General features: G+C 61.1%; 27 protein-coding genes. 22 read left to right on the top strand and 5 right to left on the bottom strand.

What is annotated here, in order from left to right; translation table 11 throughout:
- The first annotated feature begins 141 nt into the window (after nt 1–141).
- The 3 genes from SZ63_RS09865 to SZ63_RS09855 all read left to right on the top strand — a co-directional run bounded on the left by SZ63_RS09865 (nt 142) and on the right by SZ63_RS09855 (nt 2,290).
- The gene (locus SZ63_RS09865; RefSeq protein WP_048184839.1) at nt 142–459 is read left to right on the top strand and encodes a DUF167 domain-containing protein; all 318 of its coding nucleotides are present in this window, start codon (nt 142–144) and stop codon (nt 457–459) included.
- Between the two features lie 256 nt (nt 460–715).
- The gene (gene dnaG, locus SZ63_RS09860) at nt 716–1,942 is read left to right on the top strand and encodes a DNA primase DnaG (RefSeq protein ID WP_048184837.1); all 1,227 of its coding nucleotides are present in this window, start codon (nt 716–718) and stop codon (nt 1,940–1,942) included.
- Between the two features lie 63 nt (nt 1,943–2,005).
- Nucleotides 2,006–2,290 (top strand): UPF0058 family protein, encoded by a 285-nt coding sequence (locus SZ63_RS09855; RefSeq protein WP_048112360.1) that lies wholly within the window; start codon nt 2,006–2,008, stop codon nt 2,288–2,290.
- Nucleotides 2,291–2,331: 41 nt separating this feature from the next.
- Here SZ63_RS09855 and SZ63_RS09850 read toward each other — a convergent pair whose 3' ends face one another.
- Nucleotides 2,332–3,126: an ATP-grasp domain-containing protein gene (locus tag SZ63_RS09850; RefSeq protein WP_048184835.1), complete on the bottom strand. Its 795-nt coding sequence runs from the start codon at nt 3,124–3,126 to the stop codon at nt 2,332–2,334.
- Nucleotides 3,127–3,217: 91 nt separating this feature from the next.
- On the opposite strand from SZ63_RS09850, the gene SZ63_RS09845 reads away from it, so the two are divergent.
- From SZ63_RS09845 to SZ63_RS09795, 11 genes are all read left to right on the top strand, one after another.
- Entirely contained in the window at nt 3,218–3,697 is a 480-nt protein-coding gene (locus SZ63_RS09845) for a hydrogenase maturation protease (RefSeq protein ID WP_048184832.1), read from the top strand.
- Nucleotides 3,698–3,794: 97 nt separating this feature from the next.
- On the top strand, nt 3,795–4,427 hold the full coding sequence (locus tag SZ63_RS09840; RefSeq protein ID WP_048184830.1) for a hypothetical protein: 633 nt from the start codon (nt 3,795–3,797) through the stop codon (nt 4,425–4,427).
- Nucleotides 4,428–4,446: 19 nt separating this feature from the next.
- The gene (locus tag SZ63_RS09835) at nt 4,447–4,968 is read left to right on the top strand and encodes a hypothetical protein (RefSeq protein WP_048184827.1); all 522 of its coding nucleotides are present in this window, start codon (nt 4,447–4,449) and stop codon (nt 4,966–4,968) included.
- 31 nt (nt 4,969–4,999) lie between these two features.
- A complete protein-coding gene (minD, locus tag SZ63_RS09830) occupies nt 5,000–5,788 on the top strand; it encodes a cell division ATPase MinD (protein WP_048184825.1) in 789 nt (262 codons plus the stop codon).
- A 338-nt stretch (nt 5,789–6,126) separates the two neighbouring features.
- Nucleotides 6,127–6,369 (top strand): 4Fe-4S dicluster domain-containing protein, encoded by a 243-nt coding sequence (locus SZ63_RS09825; RefSeq protein ID WP_048184822.1) that lies wholly within the window; start codon nt 6,127–6,129, stop codon nt 6,367–6,369.
- Nucleotides 6,369–6,932: a hypothetical protein gene (locus SZ63_RS09820; protein WP_048184819.1), complete on the top strand. Its 564-nt coding sequence runs from the start codon at nt 6,369–6,371 to the stop codon at nt 6,930–6,932. Before SZ63_RS09825 ends, SZ63_RS09820 begins: the two co-directional genes overlap by 1 nt.
- Nucleotides 6,933–6,942: 10 nt before the next feature.
- Nucleotides 6,943–7,860 (top strand): NADH-quinone oxidoreductase subunit B family protein, encoded by a 918-nt coding sequence (locus SZ63_RS09815; RefSeq protein WP_048184997.1) that lies wholly within the window; start codon nt 6,943–6,945, stop codon nt 7,858–7,860.
- The gene (locus SZ63_RS09810; protein WP_048184817.1) at nt 7,857–9,224 is read left to right on the top strand and encodes a Ni/Fe hydrogenase subunit alpha; all 1,368 of its coding nucleotides are present in this window, start codon (nt 7,857–7,859) and stop codon (nt 9,222–9,224) included. The genes SZ63_RS09815 and SZ63_RS09810 overlap by 4 nt, the downstream gene beginning before the upstream one ends.
- A gap of 11 nt (nt 9,225–9,235) precedes the next feature.
- Nucleotides 9,236–9,583: a roadblock/LC7 domain-containing protein gene (locus tag SZ63_RS09805; protein WP_011843850.1), complete on the top strand. Its 348-nt coding sequence runs from the start codon at nt 9,236–9,238 to the stop codon at nt 9,581–9,583.
- Between the two features lie 4 nt (nt 9,584–9,587).
- Nucleotides 9,588–10,259, top strand: coding sequence for a roadblock/LC7 domain-containing protein (locus SZ63_RS09800; RefSeq protein WP_048184815.1), 672 nt, complete (start codon nt 9,588–9,590; stop codon nt 10,257–10,259).
- Nucleotides 10,260–10,515: 256 nt separating this feature from the next.
- Entirely contained in the window at nt 10,516–11,457 is a 942-nt protein-coding gene (locus tag SZ63_RS09795) for an ornithine cyclodeaminase family protein (RefSeq protein WP_048184813.1), read from the top strand.
- 172 nt (nt 11,458–11,629) lie between these two features.
- Here the strand turns inward: SZ63_RS09795 and tes are convergent, their stop codons facing one another.
- Complete coding sequence (tes, locus tag SZ63_RS09790) at nt 11,630–13,099, bottom strand: tetraether lipid synthase Tes (RefSeq protein ID WP_048184811.1); 1,470 nt, start codon at nt 13,097–13,099, stop codon at nt 11,630–11,632.
- Between the two features lie 142 nt (nt 13,100–13,241).
- Here tes and SZ63_RS09785 point away from each other — a divergent pair, with 142 nt between their 5' ends.
- From SZ63_RS09785 to argF, 4 genes are read left to right on the top strand one after another with little or no spacing between them, the layout of a single operon-like run.
- Nucleotides 13,242–13,742, top strand: a complete 501-nt coding sequence (locus tag SZ63_RS09785; protein WP_048184808.1) for a CDP-2,3-bis-(O-geranylgeranyl)-sn-glycerol synthase — start codon at nt 13,242–13,244, stop codon at nt 13,740–13,742.
- Nucleotides 13,736–14,248: an orotate phosphoribosyltransferase gene (gene pyrE / locus SZ63_RS09780; protein WP_048184807.1), complete on the top strand. Its 513-nt coding sequence runs from the start codon at nt 13,736–13,738 to the stop codon at nt 14,246–14,248. The genes SZ63_RS09785 and pyrE overlap by 7 nt, the downstream gene beginning before the upstream one ends.
- Before the next feature lie 26 nt (nt 14,249–14,274).
- Nucleotides 14,275–15,567 carry a phosphoribosylamine--glycine ligase gene (purD, locus tag SZ63_RS09775; RefSeq protein ID WP_048184995.1) on the top strand — a complete coding sequence of 431 codons (1,293 nt, stop codon included), beginning with the start codon at nt 14,275–14,277 and terminating at the stop codon, nt 15,565–15,567.
- Complete coding sequence (gene argF / locus SZ63_RS09770; RefSeq protein WP_048184804.1) at nt 15,564–16,493, top strand: ornithine carbamoyltransferase; 930 nt, start codon at nt 15,564–15,566, stop codon at nt 16,491–16,493. The genes purD and argF overlap by 4 nt, the downstream gene beginning before the upstream one ends.
- A gap of 412 nt (nt 16,494–16,905) precedes the next feature.
- On the opposite strand, the gene SZ63_RS09765 is transcribed toward argF, so the two are convergent.
- Entirely contained in the window at nt 16,906–17,139 is a 234-nt protein-coding gene (locus tag SZ63_RS09765) for a hypothetical protein (protein ID WP_048184802.1), read from the bottom strand.
- Between the two features lie 13 nt (nt 17,140–17,152).
- Nucleotides 17,153–18,649: a methanogenesis marker 14 protein gene (locus SZ63_RS09760; protein WP_048184800.1), complete on the bottom strand. Its 1,497-nt coding sequence runs from the start codon at nt 18,647–18,649 to the stop codon at nt 17,153–17,155.
- A gap of 450 nt (nt 18,650–19,099) precedes the next feature.
- Between SZ63_RS09760 and SZ63_RS09755 the strand changes: the two genes are divergently transcribed.
- Nucleotides 19,100–19,504 carry a pyridoxamine 5'-phosphate oxidase family protein gene (locus SZ63_RS09755; protein ID WP_048184798.1) on the top strand — a complete coding sequence of 135 codons (405 nt, stop codon included), beginning with the start codon at nt 19,100–19,102 and terminating at the stop codon, nt 19,502–19,504.
- An 8-nt stretch (nt 19,505–19,512) separates the two neighbouring features.
- Here SZ63_RS09755 and SZ63_RS09750 read toward each other — a convergent pair whose 3' ends face one another.
- Nucleotides 19,513–20,700, bottom strand: coding sequence for an argininosuccinate synthase (locus tag SZ63_RS09750; protein ID WP_048184796.1), 1,188 nt, complete (start codon nt 20,698–20,700; stop codon nt 19,513–19,515).
- 426 nt (nt 20,701–21,126) lie between these two features.
- On the opposite strand from SZ63_RS09750, the gene SZ63_RS09745 reads away from it, so the two are divergent.
- The 3 genes from SZ63_RS09745 (at nt 21,127) to SZ63_RS09735 (ending at nt 24,474) form a co-directional block, all read left to right on the top strand.
- Nucleotides 21,127–22,386, top strand: coding sequence for a quaternary amine ABC transporter ATP-binding protein (locus SZ63_RS09745; protein ID WP_063842626.1), 1,260 nt, complete (start codon nt 21,127–21,129; stop codon nt 22,384–22,386).
- The gene (locus tag SZ63_RS09740) at nt 22,373–23,218 is read left to right on the top strand and encodes an ABC transporter permease (protein ID WP_048184794.1); all 846 of its coding nucleotides are present in this window, start codon (nt 22,373–22,375) and stop codon (nt 23,216–23,218) included. Before SZ63_RS09745 ends, SZ63_RS09740 begins: the two co-directional genes overlap by 14 nt.
- A gap of 386 nt (nt 23,219–23,604) precedes the next feature.
- The gene (locus SZ63_RS09735; protein WP_048184793.1) at nt 23,605–24,474 is read left to right on the top strand and encodes a glycine betaine ABC transporter substrate-binding protein; all 870 of its coding nucleotides are present in this window, start codon (nt 23,605–23,607) and stop codon (nt 24,472–24,474) included.
- The last annotated feature ends 185 nt before the right edge of the window (nt 24,475–24,659 follow it).

The following is a 24,659-nucleotide window of genomic DNA, read 5'->3' as shown; positions in this document are numbered from 1 at the left end:
CCCGGACATGATCCGCGGGACAACCCAGGTGCGCGACAGGCACGCCCGGCATATGGGTTCGATCGGGTGAGGATCGGCACAAGCCGCCTGTGAACACCGATCGTTAGTGTCGGGCGACACCCTTTCGAGAGGACTATTCTCATGGACACCTATGCCGATGCCGTCGCCGAAACCCCGCACGGGGTGACTATCGCGCTCGACGTCACGGCGGGTGCAAAGCGCTCCTCGTTTCCAGCGGGTTATAACGAGTGGCGAAAGAGTATCAAGTGCCAGATAGCGGCCCCCGCCGTCGGCGGAAAAGCAAACCGCGCCATCACCGACCTTCTCGCGGAGACGTTCGGCGTGCCCCGCGCCGACGTGAGCATCGTCACCGGACACACGTCTTCCTCAAAGACCGTGGCAATCGCCGGCGTATCGAAATCTCACGCTCTCGTGCGCCTGAATGCCGCCGGTACATGACCCGGTGCGGACGGGAAAAGCAGAACACCCGGGGCAGAGCGACGTTCGCCGTGAAAGAACGATACAGCGGGGTTTGTCGAAACGCTGCCCTCCAGAAACTTAATTTTAGATTTACCCTCTAAAAAATCTTGCGTCAGGACCGCCATCTGATTTAAGTAATTGCACCCTAGATATATGATTAATCCGTACATCCGCGCAGATCAAAACCGTGCGGGGTACGGCAATCAGACTTACATACTGAAGGAGGCAAGACTCCATGTATTCACCGGATACCACAAAGTATCTCATTCATCTTATCCTGCAGATCGAGGGAGTGGTCGACAAGCCCGACGTAGTGGGCGCCATCTTCGGCCAGACCGAGGGGTTGCTCGGCGAAGACCTCGACCTGCGTGATTTACAGAGAACCGGCCGCGTCGGCCGGATCGATGTCCAGATCACCACGAAACGGGGAGAGACAAAAGGCGAGATACTCATCTCGTCTTCGCTCGACCGGGCGGAGACCGCGCTCCTCGCCTCGTCGCTCGAGACGATCGACCGGGTCGGGCCGTGCACGGCGCACGTAAGGGTCGACCGTATCGAGGACATCCGGGTGACCAAGCGGCGCAAGATCGTCGAGCGCGCCAAAGAACTCCTCCTTGAGGACTTCGACGAGGGCTCCATCAACAGCGACGACCTGCTCGATGAGGTCAGGGAAACCATCAGGATCGAGAAACTCGAGTACCTCGGCGAGGAGAAGGTGCACGCGGGGCCGAACGTCATGGACTCCGACGCCATCATCATCGTCGAGGGACGGGCCGACGTCATCAACCTGCTGCGCTACGGTATCAAGAACGCCGTTGCGGTCGAAGGAACCAACGTCCCGCGCATCATCATCGACCTCTGTTCGCAGAAGACCGTGACGACCCTGCTCGACGGTGACCGGGGCGGAGAACTGATCCTCCGCGAGCTCCTCCAGGTCGCCGAGATCGACTTCGTGGCCTACAGCCCCCGCGGAAAGAGCGTCGAGGAGATGAGCCGCAAGGAGATCGTCAAAGCGCTCCGGAACAAAGTGCCTGCGGTGGGGATCATCGACCAGCCTCCCGCCGAAGAGAACATCGAACGGCTGCCTGCGTATCCGGCCCCCGCCGAGGTGCGGGCTCCTGCCGGTGCAGGAAGGACGGGCGAAGACGAGCGGCCTCCGCGCCGGGAATGGGCCTCAAAAGCCCCCTCGACGCTCGGGGAGCACATGGCCGACGTCCGGGACAAAAAGATTGCGCGGTTCCTCTCACCGGACTACACCGTTCTCCTGGAATCCAACGCAACCGACGTCGAGGGCGCACTCCAGAACCTGAACGGCGACGTCGAGGGGGTTGTCGTCGATCGTATCATCGACCAGAAACTCCTCGATCAGCTCGGGGGGAGGGACATCGAGTTCGTGGCTGCCCGGGACTTTAAGGGGATAATAAAGCGCCCGCTCTCCATCAGACTCATAAAGATAGGGTGACGGTTATCCCGGGTGCAAATTTATATATATTTACATCCACCATTTTTATCTCTGGGAGAGAATATGCACAAGGAAGAGTTAATAGCCTTACATGGGATTCTTACCGAGATTAAAGACTTTTTTGAGTTGCAGAACCCGGAACTGAAATTTTCACAATATTACGCATTGAAGATAGACCCTTCTCAGGTGCATAAGAGCAAGATGGAACATAAGTACGCAATATTCGTGCTCGGCACGGAACTTGCGAACGCCATGAAGGATGTGGAGTTCTCGTCATCCGGCCGGATCTCCGCCCGGATGAAGGAACTTGCAGAGAAGACCTTAAAAGAGATAGAGTATCTCCAGTAAGAACACACGCAGGGCCGAAGGCCCTCGGCTCCCTCCTCTCCTCAGGCATGCATCTCGCGTTCGCGCTCGATGAGGTACCGGGCGAGCAACGCCGGGATGGGTGCCGCCATGCAGTGCCAGTTCGGCGTCCCGTTCACCTCGAGGACCGTATAGCCTTCGCGGTCACGGAGGAGATCGACCCCGCAGTAGTCGATCCCGATCGCCGCCGCCGCCGCCTCGGCAGTGGCGCGCATCTCCTCGTCAATATCGACCGGCATCCCGATCCCGCCCTGGTGGATGTTGTGCATCAGGGTATCGGAGACCCGGGCAATCGCACCGACGGCCTCCCCGCCGAGGACGAAGACGCGGAAGTCCCGGTCGTTCTTCACGAACTCCTGCAGGTACCAGGGCCCCGGCCCGAGTTCCCCGGGCTCCGTCACGAGCCGGATGCCGTTTCCGTCATACCCGTAGAGCGGTTTGTAGACGACTTTTCCGTGACGCCGGAGAAACTCCCGCGCCTGCTCCTCCGACTGCATATAGGCCGTCTCCGGCGTCCGTACTCCGTTTGCGATGAGGAGAGCCGTCGTCATCACCTTGGATGCGCAGGCAACGATGCTTTCAGGTGTGTTGATAACCCGGTTATGGAGCGAGAGCACGTTCAGGGTCTCAAACTGGTGCCCGTCCTGCCGGATACCGCAGACCCATATGAGTTCGTTCTCAAGCCCGGAATCGAGGGGGTCGACTGCGTCGAGCTTGAGAACTCCGTATCGGGCGTCGGCTCTCTCCAGCTCCCGCATAACAGCGCCGGTCGAGTTGTCGTCCGGCGTATCGGTCGGTTTTGGTACGATGTGGATCATGCGCCTCACATCCCGCTCCCGGAACGGCAGTTCACGGTCAGGGGGTTTTCAGTACCATTTTGTACCTTGCCGGATATAACCGGTAGGTACCATGCAGAAGAACCGGGTATGTATCATCGGGTGCGGGAACCCCTTCATGGGAAACGACGGGGCGGGGATCTCGGTGATGCGCCTCTTTGAAGGGAGATTCCCCGGAGTAGACGCAATCGACGGCGGCACCGGCGGATTCGGCCTGATCCCGCTGATGGAAGGCTACGAGAGGGTGGTGGTCGTCGATGCAATGACGGGTATCGGCGACCGCACCGGGGAAGTCCTCGCGTTTGAGGCCCCGCCGTCCTGGGACCTTCCGGCATACGCGCTCCACGACATCGGGATCGGTGAAGTGGTGACGATCGCCCGTGAGCTCGGGTACGCCGGAGAGATCGTGACCGTCGGGATTGAAGTGGGCGAGATCCAGGCGTTCAGCAGGGAGATCGACCCTGCGGTCGAAGAGGGGATCCGGGTTGCGGAGCAGAAGATCCTCGCCATCCTCCGGGAGTGGATCGGGGGTCCGGGGTGCAATCATAGATAGGCGTCACCGTACCATTCGAATTTTTACGTACCAGGCTCTCCTATGGAGAGTATAAATAACAAGGTTTATGTCATACCACTGAACTAAAGTTGTCTGAATGCAACTGCCACGCGGTCGGTTCCATCGTCTTATCAAGTCCACGACAGCCCGTGCGCTGAAAGAAGAGATGAGCTCAGCACAGTTTACCGGAATCTGCACGATCGTCCTTGGCAACGAGAGTGCCACCCTGGTGCTGAACGAAGGTCTCGTCATGCTTGCCGAATATGGGGGCACAAAAGGGCAACACGCACTTGACGCGGTGCTGGAGGGCGAAGAGGACGAGGTGGCGGCAGAACTGAACCTTCTGACGCCCGAGCAGGTACAGCTCGCCCTGGAGTTCAATCCCCCGTTTGCGACCGGAACGCCCGGAAAACCGGGACGGTCGTCGGCGGGGAGAGGGGCTCCGGGAGGAGCAACGCCATCCACAGGACAGAAGGGTGCCGGTGCGGCATCTTCATCCAGGCGTCGTCCGGAACCGGCCGCAGAGATGCATCATATTCCCATGCCGGGAGTGAAACCCGTGCAGGAGACGGCCGAGGCGTCTCAATCAGGTGGTGACGAGATCGATACGCTCGTCCAGAACATGGAAGAGATGGATGTCGAGCAACTGGTCGGCAGTTTCAAAGTAAACTGCAAGGACATGCTCAAGAAGATTCACCTCGACCACCTCATCAAGGACAAAGAGACCTAATTCAGGAGCTGGTAACAGAATGGATTCAACAGGTACCATCCAGTTTTTCCTCATCCTCCTTACGATAATGACGGTAGTCGGTTTTGCCGGTATTACATACTACCTTGCGGAGATCTCCCGGGCAATCAAAAGGCAGGCTTCTCCAGAGGCATCAGTAACACCGGAGGCTTCCCCGGGCCCGGATATCGCGGCGCCCGTCTCCACGCCTCCCCTCAAAGCCATCGATCCCGCGAGCACGGGAAGCCTTGAGGAGACGCTCGGTGCAATCAGCGAAAAGTACAGCCTTGCATCCCTGACGCTTGCGGCCGCAGACGGTCTTCTGATCGGCTCGACGAAGCCCGGCAGCGAGGACGAGGCCGCACGGTACAGTCACCTCTACTCGGAGGGAAGACTGCACGACGAAGAAGGAGTGGAACTCCTCGGTGTCCCCTACCGCGGGGAGACGGTGGTCGGCATCGCCCACCCTTCGGAGCACCTCTCCGACGAACAGATGAACGCACTCGAACAGGATATCCGGGAGACCCTGCAGCACTGGGTGTAAGACCGGGAAGATCAAAACAGCGAGTGATTACATGGTAAAAGTATACACGATTGCGTCCGGTAAGGGCGGTACCGGCAAAACGACGGTCACAGCAAATCTGGGCCCGATGCTTGCCCAATACGGGAAGAAGACATGCATTCTGGATGCCGACGTCGGAATGGCGAATCTCGGGCTCATTCTCGGGCTTGAAAACCTGCCGGTGACCCTGCACGAGGTGCTGGCAGGCAAAGCGCGCGTCCGGGACGCCATCTACGACGGGCCGTTCGGCGTGAAGATCGTGCCGTGCGGTCTCTCTCTGCAGGGCTTCCAGCAGTCGAACCCCGACCGGCTCAAGGACATCATGACCGACCTCGTGAGCGAGTTCGACATCCTGATCCTGGATGCCCCTGCAGGGATCAGCAGGGACGGCGTCATCCCGCTGACGATTGCCGACGGGGTGATTCTTGTCGTGAACCCCGAGATCTCCTCGATCGTCGACTCCTTAAAGACAAAGATCCTGACCGAGACCGTCGGCGGGCACATCGAAGGGGCGATCATCAACCGGGTCGCGGCCACCGGGAACGACTTCAACAGCGCACAGATGGAGAAACTCCTCGGGGTCCGGGTGCTCGGGATCATCCCGGAGGACCCGAACATCCGGCGCGCATCTGCCGGGAGATCGCCGATCGTGGTGAAGTACCCGACGTCCAGCGCTTCCCGTGCCTTCAAGCGCCTCTCCGCCGACATAGCCGGTATCGAGTATGCCGAGGAAGAGACGCAGAGTACCAGTGAAGGCTTTGTCGACCGGCTCGCCCGCGCCCTCTTCCGGGCGAAAGCGTGATCTTTGCGGCCGGCAGGGCCTATCACGCTTATTACCGCCTATTTTCGTCGGTTTTTCGCACGGGAAGCAACGGGTAACGAGCCGTGCAAACGCCGGTTCCGGCTGCACGATGCTTCGGGGAGCGAGGTGTTTGAACCGGCCGATCTCCGCGACCGGCCGCCACCGCCGGCACAGTTACACGGTTATTTTACTTACGAACTCTGAAACGGGCTGTATGGTCGGCAAATGGAAATAAATTGCATAAAATCCGAAATATTCTTCTGCATGCCGGATCCTGTTAGCGAACAAACTATATACTTTTAATAGCAGGAAGTGTTAATCACCTTCTGAGGCTCGCAATGGAGATACATGTGGATAAGGACGCGTGCGTCGGGTGCGGTCTCTGTGTCAAGGACTGCCCGATGCACGTGTACGAACTCCAGGACAACGTGAGTGTCGCGGTCAGGCCGAACAATTGCATGGGATGCCTTTCCTGCCACGAGATCTGCCCGGCCCAGGCACTCGAGCACCGGGGCATCTACGCTGCCCGGAGACACTACATCGACATCAAGGTCTGTGAAATGCTTCGGAAGGTGGTCTGATGAGCGCTGGATACATCGACGAAATGCACGAGGCTTTTCACTCCGATCTGGTCTACCGTTCCGAGGATATTCCCCTCGAGTGTTCACCCAAGCCCAGAGACATGGAACATACGCTCCACGGCGTGATGAAACTCAACGGCCTCGTAATCAGGTCGCTTGAGGAGATCGCCGGCCGTGGGGCGAACGCGGTCACCTATCGTGCCGGGAAGAAGTTCGGTCACGAAGTCGCCAAGTACTTCCAGAAACGTGAGGACGTGGAAGGAGCGCTTCACGAACTCTCCGACCTGCTGCGGGGCCAGTACTCGTTCGAGGTCTGGAAGCCCGAAGACAAGGAGACGTTCATCATCGAGGAGAACGGCGAGACGTTCATCTACCTCGTCTTCCACGACTGCATCGTCCGCCAGACGCTCCGGCGCAACGGTCTCGACCAGGGCGGCCCGCTCTGCCAGACGCTCTTCGGTTACGTCGTCGGCGCGATCGAGGAGATCACCGGCAGGAAAGCCAAACTGGAGATCGTTCACACCGGCCCGAACGCCTGCCTGAAGAAACTGGTTCTGAAATGAGGCGATGACGATGAAGATTGCTATCGAAGAACTGGCAGGATGTTCGGGATGCACGATCGCGGTGCTCGACCTCCATGAGATGCTGCTCGACGTCGTCGCGGAAGCGGACATCGTCTACTCCCCGGTGATCATGGACGTCAAGGAACCTCCCGAGGGCATCGACATCGCGTTCGTGACCGGAGCCGTTCGGAACGAAGAGAACCGCGAACGCCTCGAGATGATCCGGAAACGGTCGAAGACGCTTGTCGCACTCGGGACCTGCGCCTGCTACGGGGGCGTATCGGGTCTCTCGATGCTGAGCTCGAACGAGGACCTCTTTTCCTACGTCTACCGGGAGGCGGAGACGACGAAGCCCGACGGGGTTATCCCGACGGACGTGCCGCCGTTCCTCTACCGGGCGTTCGCGGTGGGTGACCTCGTGAAGATCGACTACTACGTCACGGGCTGCCCGCCGAAAGAAGCGTTCTTAAAACAGATCATCCCGGCAATGATCGCGGGAGACACCCTCGAACTCTCGCGCAAGTCCGTCTGTTCGGAATGCGACAGGAAGATGGGGGCGGTCGAGAACTGGACGCTCAAGCGTCGGCACGAGGGTGTTCCCGACCGCGAACACTGCCTGCTCGGGCAGGGCTACCTCTGCCTCGGGAGCGTCACCTTCGGGAGATGCGGCGCGTCGTGCCCCAAAAACAACGTCCCGTGCCACGGATGCAACGGCCCCTCGCTCGATATCCTTCGCGAGCCCTGCCGGGACATCTACGGCATGATGGTGCGAAGGATCTCGGATCTCACCGATAAGCCGCAGAAAGAGGTGGAGAAGGAACTCTACGACGTCGCACACACGATGTACGCCTTCACCATCGGGAGCCTGATCATGGAGGACAAGGAGAACTCGAAGATCCGGGATCTGGTAAAGGAGAGGAGCAGATGAAAGAGATCACCATCAGCCCGGTGACCCGGATCGAGGGTCATGCAGGCGTCAGGATCTACCTCAACGATCAGGGGCAGGTCGACTCGGCCCACTTCCAGGTCGTGGAACTGAGGGGGTTTGAGAAGTTCCTTATCGGGGCTTCAATCGAGGAAGCACCCCGTATAACACCCCGCATCTGCGGAATATGCCCCTCGGCGCACCACCTGGCCGCAGCGAAGGCGACCGACAAGATCTTCGGTGTCGAACCGCCCGCGACCGGGAAGAAACTCCGCGAACTCTTGAGCATCGGGCAGTTCATCCACTCCCACGCCCTTCACTTCTTCATGCTCGCGGCTCCGGACTTCATCCTGGGCCACGACGCACCGGCGGAGACGCGGAACGTCATCGGGCTTGCCCGCCACTCGCCGGATCTCGCGAAGAAGGCGATCGCGGTCAGGAAGTTCGGTCAGCGCCTGACGGAAGCGGTCGGCGGCAAACCCATCCACCCGTCAAACGCGCTGCCCGGCGGGATGTCGACACCGCTCACGGAAGGAAAGAGAGCGGAACTCGCCACCATGGCGAATGAGGCTCTCGGGATCGCGCGTGAAGGATGGGATCTCGCTCGCGGCCTCCTCGACGGCGTCGATAAGGAGTTCGGGGCCGTAACGACCGGATTCCTGGGCATGGCCAACAACGGGGTCTACTCGACCTATGAAGGGCCTGCCATGATGCTCGGTCCGGACGGCGGTCAGCTCGGTTCGTTCTCGGGCCAGGACTACACGAACTTCATCGAGGAGTACTCGGAGGACTGGTCGTACCTGAAGTTCGCCCGGTTCAAGGGTGGAAACTATTACCGGGTCGGGCCGCTCGCCCGGCTCAACATCGTGCAGAAGATGGGCACGGAGCACGCGGACGCCGCTCTCGCGGAGTACCGCGAGCGGTTCGGCACCGTCACCCAGGCCACGCTCGCATACAACCTGGCACGCTACATCGAGTTCATCGCCTCGTGCGAGCGGGCCGTCCAGTTGCTCTCCGACCCGGGCATCACCGCTTCAGACATCCGGACGCCGGTGGGAGCGGTCGTGAACCGCCGGGGCGTCGGGATCATCGAGGCACCCCGGGGAACCCTGATCCACGACTATACCGTCGATGAAAACGGCATCATCGAGCGGTGCAACCTGATCGTGGCGACCTGCCAGAACAACTACGGGATGGACCGCGGCGTGGAGGATATGGCACGCCGGGTGGTGGAGAACGGAGCGTTGACCGATGGGGCAGCAAACCGCATCGAGATGATCATCAGGGCGTATGATCCCTGTATCTCGTGTGCAACGCACGCAATCGGGAGGATGCCCCTCAAGATCGAATGCGTTCGGAGAACATGAGGAGATAGAACATGCTAAAACAGATCCTGGGAGAATTCCTGAAACTTGACGGGGTTACCGCCGCAGTCGTGGCGGGGCGGGACGGCTTTGTAATCGAGAGCGTCGTTGCCGGGGACGTGGACGTTGAGGCCCTGGGTGCCATGGCATCGACAGGCATGGGTACGTCCGAAGCCATGAGCGACGAACTCGGGAAGGGCGAGATGAACCAGATGCTCATCGAACTGGAGAACGGCCCCATCCTGCTCTCCCCGCTCTCGGAAGACGAGCTGATCGCCATCGTGGCGAACGCGAACGTTAATGTCGGGAGAATCCGCTACGAACTGAAGAAGAACAGGGATCGGATTATCGCTGCTCTGTGAGACGATGCTACCCGACGGCATCTCACTCGGACGACTGCAAGGGCCTCTCTCGTCCCTTGCTTCAATCAGCCCCCACTTCACCGGAGCGGTGCGCATCAGCGAGCCCGGAGGAACCGGTTTCGTCCTGGTTCAGAGCGGAAAGCCATATGCAGCCGCGTTCGAGAACAGCAGCAAAGGTTTGCTGCTCAGCGGAGACGAAGCTTACAGCTACCTGTTTGACCGGCCGTCGCTCGACTCGGAACTCATCGCCTACACCGCCGAGGAGACCGAGGCGGCCCGGGAAGCCTCCCGCGAGGCCGGGTGCCTGATCAGCGAGGGCGGGGCAAAGCCTTCTTCCCGGATAGGATCGGTGGACACGAGTTGCCTCGACCAGATCGTGCGGCAGCCGGGCGTCATCGCAGTCTCGGTCTTCCACGAGGGGTTTGCCCTTCAATCGCTCGGCTCCGCTGATTTCGAGCAGGTGGCCGCGGTCGCCGAAGACCTGCTCCGTGCCGGCACCCGCATCACCGGCGATATGGAGATGGGCGATCTCTCCCAGATAATCCTCGAGACACCTGCAGGGAAACTCATCATCGCACCCTACGGCGACCTCTCCCTCTGCATCCTTACGAAGTCGGATGCCAATCTCGGCCTGATCCGGCTCTCGATACGGGGGATGCAGGAGAACCCCGAGTGAGAGCCGGGGTTCCAACACGCCCCGCTCTCTCTCCCGGCGAACCGCATCAGCGGTGCACGCGAGGCCTATGTACGGGAGATCCCATACACATCCTCTATTTTACCGTGCTGCGGGATCTCCCGGAACACGCATAAACGCACCGGATTCCCTCGCACCAAACAGTTGATATCTCCGCCCGCCGGAGTAGTTCTATGCACCTCTCCATCAAATCGAGGAGAACGGCGAGGCAACCCTGCCTTCGCGGGGTGATCGCCCCGTGAAGTATTACCCGGTTCATGCCGGATGCCCGCCGTATGCCGAGGTGAACCCGGCGATTGAAGCGGCGTTTGCCGAGCACGGGAGAGGCGGCGTCCAGATGCCGCCGAAGGTCTACGTAACGTTCGTCGAGAACGGGGATTTCCGGACGATGCCCGCATATCTCCCGGCCCAGGGGATTGCCGGGGTGAAGATCGTCAACGTCCACCCGCATAACCGCACGAGAGGCCTTCCCACCGTCATGGCGCTCACCGTCATCATCGATATAACAACCGGGATCCCGACGGCGATCATCAACGCCACCGAACTCACAGCGCTGCGCACCGGGGCGGCAGGCGCTGTTGCGGCGAAGTACCTTGCGCCTCGCCAGCCCGTCACTCTCGGGATCGTGGGCGCCGGGCGGCAGGCGGAGGCACAGGTAGAGGCGACGGCTGCCGCGCTCGCGATCGAGGAGATCCGGGTCTGGAGCAGGACGGAGAAGAGTGCAGAGGCTTTTGCAGCGCGTTACTCCGACTACAACGCCCGGAGCGTCCCGATTGAGCGCGCCTGCGACTGCGACGTGCTGACCACGACGACAGCGTCGACAAGACCGGTCGTGATGGCGGACTGGATCCACGAAGGGATGCACATCAATGCGATCGGCGCGGACGCCCCCGGCAAACAGGAACTGGATCCCGCGATCCTCGAGAAAGCCGAGGTCTTCGTCGACGACCCCGGCCAGGCGACCCACTCGGGCGAGATCAACGTCCCGATCAGCACCGGGCACTACGACCCCGCCCGGATCGCGGGAACCCTCGGCGAGGTCGTCATCGGGAAGAAAGGACGGTCGTCCCCGGACGCCGTCACGATCTTCGACTCCACCGGGCTTGCCATCCAGGACCTCGCCATCGCCGCCCTCGTCCTGCGGGACGGGGATGGGGGATACGAACTGCCGTTCCCTTAAGATCGGCCCTGCGGGAGCCCCTCCCGGAGGCCGAACCCATCCGGAATCATACTTCAGGGAAGTCGTTCCTCGCGTGGAACCGTATCCTTATCTGCCCAGGTTAACGCACGTAAAAGAGTATTCAGGGAAGAGATCGGTCAACTTCCTCACCGTTTCCATATAGGGCAGGCGGTTACTCTTCCGTCCCGGGCTGCGCGAAGGCTTTCCAGACCTGCTCGCGGTAGACCGGGCCGCTGTTGTAGGTGCAAAACGGGATCAGGCGGCCGTCGGGAGTCGCGTAGTGGATGCAGCACCGCTGCACCCGGGAGAGGTCGTAGTTGTACCGGTCCATGAAGTGCATCGTGCCGATGAAGAGGGCGTTCCAGTGGAACTCGCGCAGGGCTTCGAAGTTCTGCATGATGAGAGCCTTTCCTATCAGTTTCACGAACTCCCCGGTGTTCTTCTGCTCCGCTTTCCTCGTGGAGCCGTAGAGGTCTTTGACCCCCTCGACGAGGGTCACGTACTTGTTGAGCGACCCGCCTTTCGCGAGTTTCGCCGTCATCTTCTCGACCGACTCGAAAAAGGCGTCGACGTCCACCATCCTGTTGACCGGAACCATCCCTTCGTCGGTGACGAAGACGTAGGTCGCTGCGCCGCAGTGCTGGTGCGTGGTGAACGTGATCTGGGGTTTACCGGTGTAGGCCTCGACGAGTTCGGAGATCGGAACGACACAGGGCACCGGGTAGAAGTAGTCCTTCTTGATCACGCCGTCCGTCTGCTCCTCGATCCGCTCCGCAAGTTCGGGGATGGTGATCCGTTCGTTCCTGACGTCATCCTCGCTTGCGGCCCCGGTGAACGATACGGGCTGGAAATTGACGCCGCGGATGGTCTTGATGTGCTCTGCGGCATACTTGATGATGGCGCCCGCTTCGTGGTCGTTTCTGCCCTTGATGACCGTGGGCACCAGCACCACCCCCATGCCGATCCTCTCGCAGTTCTCTATCGCCCGCCGGTCGCTTGCGAGTTTCGGGTTCGTCTCGCGGGTGACGCCGTCGAAGTGCAGGTAGACGGTGGAGAGCCCTGCCTCTTTGAGCTGCCGGGCGTAGTCCGGCTCTTTCGCGAGCCGGATACCATTCGTCGCGACCTGCACCTGGGACATCCCGAGTTCTTTTGCCTTCCGGATGATCTCGGGAAGATCTTCTCGCATCGTCGGCTCGCCTCCCGAGAACTGGACGGCAGGCGCCGGAACAGGTCTCTCCCCGCGCAGCATGGAGAGCATTCCGACAACCTGGTCGAAGGTCGGTTCGTAGACGAAACCGCATGCCCTGGCGTTCGCAAAGCAGAAGTCGCAGTTGAGGTTGCACCGGTTCGTCAGGTCGATATTCGCGAGCAGCGTCGTCGACCGGTGATTCTCGCAGACACCGCAGTCGTTCGGGCATCCTGCCGGGGAAACCGTCTTCTGCGGATTGGAGATCCCGTTTCCGATCCGCTCGTAAGCGTCGAATCTCCGGTACATCTCTGCATCGGACCAGTAAAGGCCCCGATACGCGCCGTGTTCCGGGCAGGTACGGACCAGCCAGACCTTTCCCCCCTCCTCAACGATATCGGCATCGAGCACGCGACCACATGTTGGGCAGAGGCTCTTCGTCTTTTTTATCAGCATTCTCTCACCGTGCCCACCTTTTCATTCGTATCTCATGTTTCGACACTTTAATCTTTATATTTACTGATTGTACTGAATATTGACAGTTATCAGTACTGACATCGGCTACTGGATTTTTGCCGGGCTCGCGGCACTGTGGATCATGATTCCGGCATATGTGCCGAACTCAGCGGCCGCACTCTTCGGCGGCGGGACGCCCATCGATCTCGGCCGGACGTTCTCCGACGGGAGAAGGATCTTCGGCGACGGAAAGACGTACCGGGGATTCTTCGGGGGCGTCCTCTCAGGGGTGCTGGTAGGTCTCATCGAGATCTGGGCAGCTACCGCGTTCGGCCTGGGTGCTCTTCCCCACCAGACGTTTCTCTCCGTCACCCTCCTCGCAACCGGCGCGCTCCTCGGCGATCTCGCCAAGAGTTTCCTGAAGCGGAGGCTGGGTAAGGATCGGGGGGAGTCCTGGTTCCTTGCCGACCAGTACGACCTGGTCGCCGGTTCCTTCCTGCTGATCCTCATAATCAGCCCCCAGTGGTTGTTCGGAAACATCACTTTACCCATCGCGGTCTGGATCGTCGTCATGACGCCTCTCCTGCACCGGGTAGTGAACATTATCGGTTATTACATCGGAGTTAAAGAGGTACCATGGTAAACCCAATCGCGACACTGTTACTTGAGTGCGGGGCTATCGAGTTCGGGGATTTCGTCCTCGCATCGGGAGCCCGGAGTTCTTACTACATCGACATCAAAGCTGCGACGACGAACCCCAGCATCCTTGCAGAGATCGGAAAAACCATTGCCGAAGGCCGGGAATTCGAGATGGTCGCCGGAGTGGCGGTCGGCGCCGTACCGATTGCAGTCGCCGTCTCGCTCGCGAGCGGCCGGCCGTACGCCATCGTCCGGAAGGAAGGGAAGGATCACGGCAAGGCCGGGACGATCATCGGCGACGTGAACGGGAAAAACGTGCTGCTGGTCGAGGATGTGACCACATCCGGAGGAAGCGCCGTTTACGGTCTTGAGGCTCTTCGTGCCGCGGGCGCGCACGTCGACCGTGTGGTGACCGTCGTCGACCGGGAAGCGGGCGCTCGCGAGGCGCTTGCAGAAAAAGGCGCATCTCTTCTTGCACTTGTGCGGGTCAGCGAGCTGCTGGACGGATAAACATTTTTTAAGAGCGGGCAAATATGATGGATATGAAAGTACTCGTTGTAGGCGGTGGTGGCAGGGAGCATGCGATCACCAGGGCGCTTTCCTGCAACAGTGACACGAAGATTTTTTCTGTCATGGCACGCAAGAACCCGGGGATTGCCCGGCTCGCGGAGCGGGTGCTCCTCGAAAACGAGACCAATATCGAGAAGATACTACCATTCGCCACCAATTGCGGAGTCGATGCCGCCGTCATCGGGCCGGAGGCCCCCCTTGAGGCGGGCATCGTCGACCGCCTCGAGGCGGCGGGGATACCGTCTCTCGGGCCGACGCGTGCCGCGGCCCGGATCGAGACGGACAAGGCGTTCTGCCGTCGGCTGATGGAGCGGCACGGTATCGCGGGGTGCCCGGAGTACCGGGTCTGCCGCGACCCGGAGGAGGCACGGCGGTTCATCGAGTCCTACGATGGCGACCTCGCGGTCAAGCCAATCGGGCTCACCGGCGGGAAGGGCGTCCGAATCATGGGCGAACATGTCGATGTGGCAGGGGCGGTCGAATACGCCCGGGAGATCGGGGGGAGCGTCGTCCTGGAAGAGCGGCTCGTGGGGGAAGAGTTCACCCTCCAGGCCTTCGTCGACGGCGAGCACCTGGTGCCCATGCCGCTCGTGCAGGACCATAAGCGTGCATACGAGGGGGACGTGGGACCGAACACCGGCGGCATGGGCTCCTACTCCCTGCAGGATCACATGCTCCCCTTCGTCTCCCGGTCGGACTACGAGAAAGCCCTCCGGATCATGGAGGATACGGTCGCGGCCATGCGGGCCGAGGGGACGCCGTACCGGGGGATCCTCTACGGTCAGTTCATGAACACCCGCGACGGCCCGAAAGTCATCGAGTTCAACGCCCGTTTCGGTGACCCCGAGGCCATGAACGTTCTCTCGCTCCTGGAGTCGGATTTTGCCGGGATCGTCGGTCGCATCATCGAGGGCGATCTTGCGCCTTCCCACGTCCGGTTCGCGAACAAGGCGACGGTCTGCAAGTACCTCGTCCCCGACGGCTACCCGGAGGCGCCGAGGGCTAACGAGCCGCTCACCCTCGGTGACTACGGCGACGCCCTGCTCTACTACGCAAACGTCGAGGAGCGGGACGGGACGCTCCATACCCTGACGTCGCGGACGCTCGCGTTCGTCGGGAGGGGCGAGACGCTCGAGGAGGCCGAAGCGATAGCTGAGAAGGCGGCATCTTCCGTCTCGGGAAGCGTCTTCCACCGCAGGGACATCGGCACTCCCGAGATCCTCGAAAAGCGGTGCCGTCACATGAGGGAGATTGCATGAAGAAGGACTTTCTCTCGATCCTCGATATCGACGAGTGCGAACTCGAGAGCATCGTCGCCGACGCAGTGCGCCTGAAGCGGCTGAAGTCTGCGGGAACCGCGCACGAATTCCTGAGGGGCAGGAGCCTCGGGATGATCTTCGAGAAGGCGTCCACCCGCACCCGGGTCTCGTTCGAGGTGGGGATGTCCGATCTCGGCGGCCACGCGCTCTTCCTGAACCCCCAGGATATGCAGCTCGGGCGGGGCGAGGAGATCCGGGACACGGCACGGGTGCTTGCCCGCTACGTCGATGCGGTGATGATCCGCGCCTACAGCCACGCCGCCATCGAGGAGTTCGCGCGCTACGCGGACGTTCCGGTCGTCAACGGCCTTTCCGACCGCCTCCACCCGTGCCAGGTGCTGGCCGACATCATGACCCTCAGCGAGCGGTTCGGCGACCTTCACGGCCTGAAACTCGCGTGGGTCGGGGACGGCAACAACGTCTGCAACTCGTGGATCCTCTCCGCCGCCCTGACCGGGATGGAGGTTGCGGTTGCAAGCCCGCCGCGTTACCGGCCGAAGGACGAGATCGTCGACCAGGCACGGGCGGCGGGAGGAAAGGTCACCGTCGTCGCCGACCCGGAGGAAGCGGTCAGGGACGCGGACGTCCTCTACACCGACATCTGGGTCTCCATGGGCGACGAGCAGGAGCGTGCCGAGCGGCTGCAGGCGCTCAAGGGCTACACGATAGACTCCCGCCTTCTTGCCCGGGCATCACCCGACGCCCTCGTGATGCACTGCCTCCCCGCCCACCGGGGCGAGGAGATCACCGACGAGGTGATGGAAGGGCCGCAGAGCATCGTCTGGGACCAGGCGGAGAACCGGCTCCACGCACAGAAGGCGCTCCTCGTGCGGCTGATCGCGGGCGGGATGACGTCGACGGAGTAATACACCACTGCGGCCGTTCCCACCCGTAGGTTTAGTGGGTGAGAACGGTTATGGGCTCTTTCAGGCCGGTGGATCGTGGTGTCCTCTGGCGGGAGGAGCCCGTCCAGGGATTTTTCAGGTCTCTGTTCTTACTGGAACACCACCTATCCCCATGCACGGCTTTCCAGTGGATATCGCCGTTGGGGGAGGGGCTGACGGGGAGGGGGGAGTATTCCCCCCTCCGGGGGGAGTATTCCCCCCTCCCCTGTCCCCACCCCCCTCCGTGGCGATACTCCCACGGTCCAGTGTACGGGTGAGGCGAAGAAAACTGGGTTCAGTTCACTCCTCTATGCATTAACCAGTCTTCGCCGTGGCGCCCCGGAACCACACCTCGCCCCGGCAACCCCCGGCGCAAAACTAAAAAAAGATGGAGTTATTCCGCAACGAACTCTTTGAGCCGCGCGAAAAGGTACTCCTGCACCTCTTCGACGACCTCTCGTTTGCCGCGGAACGCAATCAGTTCCCGTGCGTCTCCATCCATGTTCGCGAACGACAACCTCTGCTGCCGGCGCACCACTTCGACATCGTACTTCTCGGCAATGTCGTAGATCATCTTCCGGGGCACGCCGGGGGGAACGAGCATATCGTAGAGTTCTTCTTCAGCCATGGTTCACCAGATCCTACTTTCCTATTTTGATCCGGCGGGACATAATACATGGCCCTCCCCGCACGCCGCCGAGCGGTTCTTTCGGTTTCCCGAGAGAATTCATGCACCGGCCCATCAGTGCCGCCCCCCGGGCAAGGCCGTCGTCCACGAAGACCAGGTGGTCGTTCGGGGTATCGTAGAGGTTCCGTTCGGTGACGCCAGCGAGGATGTACTCGGGCTTCCTCCCCGATATCGCCGCACGCCCGGTGAACCCGATCGACGAGTTCGGCGGAACCATCCCTCTCTCGACGGCGACGTCGATGAGCCGGAGCGCCATCCTCGCGCAGACCCGGTCGACGACCTCGGTCAGCATGCCCATGCCGTGCTTCTCGTGGATCTCGCGCCCGATCTCCGCAAGGGCAGGCATCTCGCTGCCGTTGACGCCGCAGTCGCACCCGATGAGGGCGACGCCCGACTTGTCGGCCACGTCGGCGCAGACCGGAACCCGCCCGAACCTCGTCCGGTCGGGAGGGACGATCCGGATATCGATGTGCTCGTGGCAGCGGTCGACGTAATCATCGACGACGGAACGCTTCCTGCCCCCGAACGCGCCCTTGATGCTGTGGTCGCCGAAGAGGTCGAGCGCGGTTCCCGTCCGGTCTTTGACGAGCCCGGTGCCCCGGACGATCGCGTCCGGTATGGCGCCCGCGAGCCCGCAGAAATTCCCGGTCGTCTGGGCGAACGGGTTCGGGTCATCGCGGGCGACGTCGCTCGTGATCCGGCCGTCGAGCGTCGTCCCGAAGTCGATGGATATGCAGGGGTTACGGAAGTCGACCGGCGTCCATTTGGCGCCCTCTTTGATCCCCGCCATCGCGAGCTCCCCTTCCATCTCGTTTGCCACCATCTCGACGCCGGTACACCCGACCGGCGGGACGACGCCGGCCACCGCGCCGACGAAGACCACCCGGTCGGCGAACGAGAACTGCCGGAGTTTCGGCGGGAGGTTGTCGATCGACATCGGCGGCGTCATCTTCCGCGGGGGAACGCCTGCTTCGAGGCAGCCGTTCGCGAGAGCAATGATGAAGTCCCCGACCTGGTCGGGGGAGTCCATCGCCGCCACAACGCCGGTGCTCCGGACGACGAAGTCCAGATCGTCCTTGATGCTCAGGTGAGCCTCCTTGTGGCACTGGATCAGGGTGTCGCGCACCAGTTCCGTGACCGACTCCCGCGTCAGCTCCGTGCCGTCCAGGGTCGCCCCGAAGACCGTCTCGCCGGGTTTTGGTGATCGGACGTCGCGACTCATGGTCACGGTCTTATTGATGATGTACGACCTGCCCGTCTCCAGGTTCGTGCCGGTCAGAATGCACTTCGTCGTGGTATTGCCCATCTCAACAGACGCCACAATAAAATAAGGCTTCACCCGGTACTCGGGAACACCCGCGCCCGCCCCGTGCGAGAGCGACGGCGGAGGCGGGCTTTCGACAATATGGGGTGTGGGTTTGAAAAAGCGCTCCAAAAAGCGGGCACACATAGTAGTCGTTTCCCCGTCTCCCACTTTATACCTTTCCATGGTTCCATACGGTTCCCGTGACCCGGAAAGGGAGGAAATCCCGGGAGAAGTTCTTCTCCCGGTTCCCGGGACGGCATCCGGGATTCCCCAGCGGGATTTATTGATTCGGACGATGTTTGGCGGTTTTGGCGCTGTGCTGTTCCGGGATAGTTCTGCAGGAGAGCCCGGTCCGAAGCCAGGAGTTTGAAGAGGCATTGGCCTTTGCCGTGCAGGAACCAGAACCCGCTACACTTCCGGCCCCCCTGCACCGTGCGAAAGCTCGCTCCCGCCGTCGCCACGGATCACCACCAAGCGGCCGGCACTGCCGGTTCCGGCAGAGTGCTTATATATCGATAACGCGGATAACCACATTACCGGACGGGTTCCGGCGCTCCGTCGCGCCCGTTCCGCTTCCAGGGAGAGGTGAACCGCATGGTTGCGCTTTCAGGTGAGATTAAGGAGATATTTACGAAGACCAAAGTCATCCCGATGGCCACCGCCTCAAAGAGCGGCGTTCCGAACGTGGCTCCGATGGCATCGATCCAGCTCGTCGCCGACGACACCATCTGGATCATGGACAACTACATGGTAAAGACGCTTGAAAACCTCAAAGAGAACCCTGTCACGGCGCTCTATTTTTACGACCAGGAGACCAAGCGCTGCTTCCAGGTGAAGGGCGCGACAGAGATCAAGACGTCCGGCCCTGATTACGAGAAGTTCCGCGACCAGGTGAGAACGAAGGGCCACCAGTACCCGGCGAAGTCGCTCATCGTCATCACAATCACCGACGTCTTCGAGTGCACGCCGGGAAAAGAAGCCGGGAAGAAGGTGCTCTAGGCACCCCTTCAACACTTCTTGAGGTTTTTGAGCAGGCGTGCCTGCAGGCCGAAGTAATTCGAGAACCCGACGGCGTGGTTCTGGTCGAGCGTCGTCGAGTCGAAGGAGACAAGGTCGTCGGAGTAGAGCGCTTCGTCCGAGCTCCGTCCGAGCACCTTCACGCTGCCTTTGTAGAGGCCGACGTCCACGGTGCCGTTCGCCCGCTCCTGCGTCTTGTCGATGAACGCATTGAGCGCGTGGAAGAGCGGTTCGTGCACAAGCCCCATGTAGGCGAGTTCCGACCACTTATCGTCGACGATACGCTTGAACGCGAGCTCCGAACGGGTCAGGACGAGGCGTTCGAGATCGCTGTGCGCGGCAAGGAGGACGGTCGCGGCCGGGTGCTCGTAGATCTCGCGGGCCTTCAGGCCGAGGATTCGGTCTTCGACCATATCGTTGCGGCCGACACCGTTCCTTCCTGCGATCCTGTTCAACTCCCGGATCAGGGCAAGGCCGGGCATCTTCTTTCCGTTGAGAGCGACCGGAACGCCCTGCTCGAACTCGATACGGATCTCCTCCATCGCGTCGGGAGCATCCTTCGGAGAGACCGTCCAGGCGTAGATATCGTCGGGCGGGTGGAAGGCGGGATCTTCGAGTTTGCCGCCCTCGATGCTCCGGCTCCAGCAGTTCTCGTCGATGCTGTAGGGCTTGTCCTTCGCCACCGTCACGGGGATATCGTGATCCTGTGCGTAGCAGATCTCCCACTCCCGGGTCAGGTTCATCTCCCGCATCGGCGCAACGATATCGTAGCCGGCGGACCTGAAGATGAAGTCGAACCGGAGCTGGTCATTGCCTTTGCCGGTACACCCGTGCGCGATCTGTGAGGCGCCTTCCTGCTTCGCGACCTTCACGATCTCCTCGGCGATCAGCGGGCGGGCAAGCGCCGTTCCCATCGGGTACCCCTCGTACGACCCGTTCGCTCGTATCGAGGGGAAGAGGCAGTCCGCCACGAACTTCTCCTTCGCATCGATGGTGTAGTGGTTGTCTGCAAGCATCCGGCCCTTCTCGGTTGCCCGGGCGATCTCCTCCTCGGGCTGGCCCACGTCGACGGCAACGGTGATGATCTCGTCGAACCCGTAGTGCTCGCGCAGGAGGGGAATACAGATGGAGGTGTCGAGACCTCCCGAAAATGCTAGGACGACTTTTCCCTTTTCCATGGTACTGATCTCCGCGTTCCTCCCTGCCTGAAGGCAGGCTGGAGTAATCTACATTGATATGACCTTTCACCCAATAAAAGAAATGGTATGGACGGACGCACCGGCAGGAATCCCAACCATTCCCTGTTTTTCCGGATGCCGGAGGATTGGGCGCGGAGGTCCCGGCGGCGCTGCCGCGGCGACTGCGCAACCCCGGCGCCCATCTGCGCGGCCCGGGGTCACCGGGGGCCCGGGAGGGGATCCCGGGATCCGGAAGAATGGGCACTATAGAGAAAATACCCGGCACACTATAGATAAATCGCGGGATAACGGACACTCACACAGCCCAGCGTTTAAAAAACATCAAAATGACCCAAAAACTAAAATTCGTCCAAAATACGGAGATTTTCCAGAACCCGAAATTATAAAGCAGATAAAATAGAAATCGTGAAGCTGGAGGGTTCCGTCATTTTTGAGAAGATACCCATAGAGAACACAACATCATTACAACCAATAATCAGCGTCAGGGACCTGACCAAGGTATTCGGGCAGGACCCGGAAAAGGCACTGGAACTCCATAGAAGGGGTCGCTCGAAACAGGAGATCTACGAGGAGACCGGCTCGACGCTGGCCCTCAACAACGTCTCGTTCGACGTCATGCCGGGCGAGACCTTCGTCCTGATGGGGCTGTCCGGGAGCGGGAAATCGACGCTTCTCCGTTGCATCAACCGGCTCATCGACCCAACCGAGGGGGAGATACTGATCGGCGGCGAGGACATCGTCGGCATGGGCCAGGAAGACCTCCGGACGACCCGGCGGCGCAAGCTCGGGATGATCTTCCAGAGTTTCGCTCTCCTTCCCCATCGAACGGTTCTCGACAACGTCGCCTTCGGCCTCGAGGTCCAGGGCGTCCCGGCGGAAGAACGGCACGCAAAAGCCGAGGAAGTGCTACAGATGGTGGGGCTCGGGGGCTACGGGGCGAGCATGCCCGGCGAGCTCTCCGGCGGGATGAAACAGCGTGTCGGGCTTGCCCGCGCGCTCACGAGCGACCCCGACATCCTCCTGATGGACGAGGCGTTCAGTGCTCTCGATCCCCTTATCCGCAGGGACATGCAGGACGAACTGCTGGACCTCCAGCAGCGGCTCGGCAAGACGATCATCTTCGTCACCCACGACCTCGACGAGGCGCTGAAACTCGGCGACCGGATTGCCCTGATGAAGGACGGCGCAATCGTGCAGGTCGGCACGCCGGAGGAGATCCTGACGACCCCCGAGAACGCCTACGTCGAGAAGTTCGTCGCCGACGTAGACCTCACCAGGGTTCTCTCGGCAAGCGACGTGATGCGCCGCCCCGAGCCGGTCGCCCAGTGCACTGCGGGCCCGAGGGTTGCCCTGCACCTCATGGAGGAGCACGACATCCCCGGGATATTCGTGGTCACGCGCCAGCGCCTGCTCCGCGGGCGGGTGACGCTCGACGACGCCGCCGAGGCGGTCAAGAAGGGCAAACAGATCGCCGACATCCTCATCACCGAAGTTCCTATCGTGGCTCCCGATGCATCGCTCTCCGACATCATCTCGCTGATCGTCGAGAGTCCCTACCCTGTGGCGGTGGTGGACGATACCGGCAGGCTCCGGGGCGTCATATCGCGCGGCGCCATACTCGCCGCCCTGGCACGAAAGGGGGAGGATATCAATGCAACTGCCTAAACTCCCCGTGGGAGATGCCGTCGAAGCGCTCGTCGACTGGATCGAGCAGTACTTCGGCTGGCTGCTCGACGGCATCAGCGAAGGGCTCGGGTTCCTCATCGGCGGGCTGCAGGATCTTCTGCTCGCCATACCGGCACCGGTCCTGATCATCCTCGCGACCGTCCTGGTCTGGTTCGTCACCCGGCGCGATATCAAACTGGCAGGGCTCACGGTGCTCGGCCTGCTGCTGGTCTGGGATCTCCAGCTCTGGAACCTCGCCATGCTTACCCTGGCGCTCGTCCTCGTCTCGACGATAGTCGCGCTCGCGATCTCGATCCCGCTCGGCATCGCGGCCGCAGGGAACGACGCGCTCAATGCAGCGCTCCGGCCGGCCCTCGACTTCATGCAGACCATGCCCTCGTTCGTTTACCTCATCCCCGCCGTGATCTTCTTCGGCCTCGGGAACGTGCCGGGCACCATCGCAACGGTCGTATTCGCAATGCCGCCGGCATTGCGTCTCACCAACCTCGGGATCCGGCAGGTGCCGACCGAACTGATCGAGGTCGCGGACGCCTTCGGCTCAACACCGCAACAGAAACTCTTCAAGGTGCAGCTCCCGGTCGCCCTCCCCACCATCATGGCGGGGGTGAACCAGTGCATCATGCTCGCCCTCTCCATGACCGTCATCGCATCGATGATCGGTGCCGGAGGGCTCGGGTATCAGGTGCTCGTGGGTATCCAGCGGGTGGATATCGGCATGGGCTTCGAGGCGGGGCTTGCCATCGTGATCATCGCGATCATCCTCGATCGGATCACCCAGAACCTCGTGCCGCAGCGCGACGAGAGCCGGTGACCGTGAAAGGCTCGATTGGAACTCACAATTTTTTGCGTACTTCCCGGATACCCGGCAACGGCAGAACGGCGACGCCGCCGGCACATAGGGTATGGTTTCCCGGCCGGACATCCTTTAAAATCCCGTTTCAAGAGGGCTCCGTTTGTCGAACGGAACCCGTAAAACCTAAATAGGGTTAAGTCCATACGTTGAACCGGTCAAAAACTGGCCTTTTTGCCCTGGGGTGCAAACACGCCAGGAGTGGCATCTACCGCCACCTCTGCTCTATGTCCGGGTCAACGGCGCCTTCGTCGTCCCGGACGGTTCGTGAGAGCCCGGAACCCCACACAGCCGGGTTCTGAATGCAATCCGCCCTAAAAAGCGGGTTAACAGATACAAGGTGAATTATGGTTCGAAAAATTGGAAGCCTGCTCGCACTGACGGGCTTAATTCTGACACTCTGCCTCTTCTCTGCCGGCTGCACCGGTACGGAAACTGAGGCAAAAAAGGTCAGCATCGGCTACGTCACCTGGGACTGTGCAATTGCCAGCACCAACGTGATGAAGCAGGTCTTTGAAGAAGCGGGATATGATGTCGAACTGGTCGCAGTCGACGCGGGACCGCTCTTCCAGGCGCTCGCCAACGGAAATGTCGATTTCACGACGACCGGATGGCTCCCTCACACCCATGAGCACTACTGGGAGCAGTACGGCGACCGGATCGATTATGTGCACAAGAACATTCCGGCAGCGGCACGGATAGGTCTCGTCGTCCCGGACTACGTGACCATCGACTCGATCGAGGAGATGAACGACGTCTCCGATCAGTTCGGCGGCCGGATCGTCGGCATCGAGCCCGGTGCGGGCATCATGACCCGGACCGAGCAGGCCATCGATGAGTACGGCCTCGACTACGACCTGGTTGCAAGCAGCAGCGCCGGCATGGCGGCTGAACTCTCCTCCTCCATCAACAGCGAGGAGTGGGTCGTGGTGACCGGGTGGTCGCCGCACTGGAAGTTCGGCCGCTACGATCTCAAGTTCCTCGAAGACCCGAAAGGCGTCTACGGCGGAGCCGAGGATGTCGTGACCCTCGCGAGGCAGGATCTCGCGACCGACGACCCGGAGGCCTACGGCATCCTGACCCGGTTCGAGTGGACCGCCGAGGATATCGCGTCGGTCATGACCGATATCGAGGGCGGCATGCCCGAAGAGGAAGCCGCACAGAAGTGGGTCGATGCCAACCGCGACAAGGTCGACGTCTGGCTCGGGAACGCATAACCCCTCTTTTTTTCAGCTCGCACGCTTCGCGTATCCTGGCGACTTATTATCCGGCGGCGCTCGCCTGCCCAGGCACTTCTCACCCGCCATCCTTGCAGGCGGATTCACGAAAGGGTTCTCGAGGTGAACTCCCCTGTCTCCATCAGTAGACGGGTAGCCATGGCGATGCTGGTGGGAAGCCGTAT

This window comes from Methanoculleus sediminis, from assembly GCF_001017125.1.
Taxonomy (GTDB): Archaea; Halobacteriota; Methanomicrobia; order Methanomicrobiales; family Methanoculleaceae; genus Methanoculleus; species Methanoculleus sediminis.
The sequence above is the reverse complement of the archived record's forward strand: the minus strand, read 5'-3'. Positions and strand labels throughout refer to the sequence as shown.